This window comes from Petrotoga halophila DSM 16923, assembly GCF_002924615.1.
The window spans coordinates 1-2403 of the sequence record NZ_JALY01000058.1; the positions used below are offsets into that span (position 1 = coordinate 1).

Below are 2403 nucleotides of genomic sequence, written 5' to 3' on the forward strand. Positions count from 1 at the left end.
GACAAGGCCATTGCAAACCTTCTTTTTCCAATCGCTCATAACTTATTCCACCATATAATTTTGATACTCGTGCAATCTCATCCATGATTTCAGAAGGAGAATTATATTTCATTTCATAACCCATTTTATTAGCCAAAGTAGTTAATATCTCCCAATCTGCTTTAGCCCTTCCAGGAGAATTGATAGCTTTTCTTACCCTTTGTATGCGTCGTTCGGTATTTGTAAACGTACCTTCTTTTTCGGCAAATGATGCGGCTGGCAAAACTACGTCTGCAAACTGTGCAGTTTCAGTCAAGAAAATATCCTGGACTATTAAAAAATTCAAACTTTCTAGGGCTTTTTTAATATGTTCCTGATCAGGATCAGACAAAAAGGGATTCTCACCCATTATGTAGAGGGCCTTTACCTTTTTACCAGCTTCTTCGAACATTTCTGTTAAAGTCAATCCTTCTCTATCAGCTAACTTTACACCCCAATAATTCTCAAACTTTTCTTTAATTTTGGGATCATTGACTTTTTGATAACCAGGATAAACATCAGGCAAAGCCCCTACATCACAAGCACCTTGCACGTTGTTTTGTCCCCTTAATGGATTGACTCCCGTGCTTTCAAAACCAACGTTCCCAGTCAAGAGTGCAAGATTCGTAAGAGAAAGTACGTTATTAGTTCCGTATTTATGTTGAGTTATTCCCATTGCAAAATATATGGCTGCCTTTTCAGCAAAACCATACATTTTTGCAGCTTCGATTATCTTATCTGCTGGCACACCTGTAATCTGGGATACTGTAGACGGGGTATAACCTTCTATTATCTTTATAAAACTTTCAAATCCTTCCGTTCTTTCTTCAATAAACTTTTTATCAAGTAACCCTTCGTTGATAATTACATTCATAATTCCATTTATTAAAGCCACATCTGTCCCTGGCTTTTGATGCAATGAAATGTCAGCAATTTCAGAAAGTTCTATCTTTCTAGGATCTGCTACTATTAAATGTGTACCGTTTTTCTTTGCCTTTTTAATCTTACTCCCAATTACCGGGTGATTCTCCGTTGGATTTGAACCTATCACAAATATAACGTTACTCCCCTCTATTTCTGATATAGAGTTGGTCATGGCTCCCGAACCAAATGCCATTCCTAATCCAACAACAGTGGATGCATGACAAAGTCTGGCACAGTGATCTACAGAATTTGTACCAATTACAGCCCTCATAAATTTTTGCATAATATAGTTCTCTTCATTTGTACATTTTGCTGAACTCAACCCGCCTATTGAATCACTCCCATACTTTTCTTTTATATTCAACAGTTTTTCTGCAACATAATCAAAGGCTTCTTCCCAACTAACTTTTTCAAAATGTCCATTTCTCTTTATCAAAGGGTCAGTCAATCTATCCGGGTGATTGACAAAATCATAACCAAAACGACCTTTCACACAGCTTTCTCCATGGGGGTTTGGAGAGTTTTCATCATAAACCGAACCAACTTGAACTATCTTATTATTTTTAGTCCTCAATTCCAATTGACAACCAACCCCACAGTAAGGACAGGTCGTTTTAGTTTTATTAAATTCGTAATAACGCCCTTTCCCTTTGGAAGGAATATAAGTAAGAGCTCCTGTTGGACACATTTCAACGCATTGTCCACAAAAGACGCATGGAGAATCCTGTCCACCTAAATCTTGATCAAATGGGGGGCTAACTTTAGTTTCAAAACCTCTATTGACAAAATCCAATGCGTTACACATTTGAATCTCTTTACATGTTCGTACACATTTACCACAAAGTATGCATTTGTCTGGATCAAGCTGTATAAATTCATTCTGATCTTTTATCTCAAAACGTGGAAGTTTCTTTGTTCCGAAGGTGGATTCTTTAATTCCATATTCGTAAGCGAGATCTTGAAGGACACAGTTTCCATTAGCTTCACATGTCATACAATCCAATGGATGATCAGAAACTAGTAAATCTACAACCGTCTTTCTAGCCTCGATTACCCTTTTGCTATCCGTTAAAACTTGCATCCCATCAGTTACTGGAGTAACACAAGAGGCAACTAATTTATGATTATTTTCCAGTTCTACTAAACACATTCTACAAGAACCTACATCTGATAAATGCGGGCTATGACATATGGTGGGGATATAGATACCGTTTTGTTTTGCAACCTGGAGTATAGTTTGACCGGGCTCGGCTTCGTAATCATTATGATTTATAGTAACTATCAAAATATAAAACCCCTTTCATTGTTAAATTTACGAAAAATTCAATATCAAAAAACTATGTTCTTAGCGGTGAAAATATTTACAACAACTTCTTCATCAACTAGCTGAAGTTTATCTGTAATATTATATCTCGTTATTCCTTTTGAAGAGTAAGAAAGGTAGAGATATCCATCCTTACA

At 36.5% G+C, this 2403-nt stretch carries 1 protein-coding gene; it reads right to left on the reverse strand.

The window, feature by feature from the left end:
* The coding region (gene fdhF, locus AA81_RS02850) for a formate dehydrogenase subunit alpha (protein ID WP_439331571.1) at nt 1-2230 on the reverse strand (2230 nt) is incomplete at its 3' end.
* Nucleotides 2231-2403 lie beyond the last annotated feature (173 nt).